The following is a 659-nucleotide window of genomic DNA, read 5'->3' on the forward strand; positions in this document are numbered from 1 at the left end:
CGAGTGCGACCAGCTTGCCAACTGGCTGGACGAACATAGGGTAGACGACGCGGCACCGATGCACCGTGTGATTGCCAGCGCATCGCTGGGATTTAACCACCTGTGGCAGGATTTGGGGCTGGATTCACGGGCGGAACTGCGGGAGCTGATGACGGACTGCTTTCCATCGCTGGTGGCACTCAACGTGAACAATATGCGCTGGAAGAAATTTTTCTACCGTGAGCGGTGTCTGCACAGTGACGGGGAGCTGGTGTGCCGCTCCCCCAGTTGCGATGAGTGCTGTGAATGGGCGCACTGTTTCGCGCCCGAAGTGTGAGGGTTTAGAACGACGTGGTGACGCCCAGATAGTAGGCACGCCCCGGTTCGTTGTAGGTGGAAGCCCCATCTGCGGCGCGGTACAAGCGTTTATCAAACAGGTTACTAATGCCGCCGTTGACGCGCAGGTTTTTATTCACCTGATAGCTTGCGCCCGCCCCCCAGACGGCATAACTGCCGATGGTGCGTGAAGAAAGGCCATTTGGTACATTTTCTATGCGGTTAGTCGCGGTATGGCGCGGCTTCTGCTCGCCGTACTGCGTCCAGCTCAGGGTAGTGGAGAACGCCTCGGTAGCTTGCCATTCCAGTAGGGTGTTAACGGTGTATTTGGGAATGATGGAGAG

Annotated in this window: 2 protein-coding genes; one reads left to right on the forward strand and one right to left on the reverse strand. The window is 57.4% G+C overall.

Features of this window, described 5'->3' with window-relative positions; translation table 11 throughout:
- The coding region (locus J5224_RS33350) for a nitrogen fixation protein NifQ (RefSeq protein ID WP_264629176.1) at positions 1 to 316 on the forward strand (316 nt) is incomplete at its 5' end.
- Between the two features lie 4 nt (positions 317 to 320).
- Here J5224_RS33350 and J5224_RS33355 read toward each other — a convergent pair.
- Positions 321 to 659: TonB-dependent receptor domain-containing protein (locus tag J5224_RS33355; RefSeq protein ID WP_264629177.1), on the reverse strand; the 339-nt coding region annotated here is incomplete at its 5' end.

The organism is Candidatus Symbiopectobacterium sp. NZEC135 (assembly GCF_025962695.1).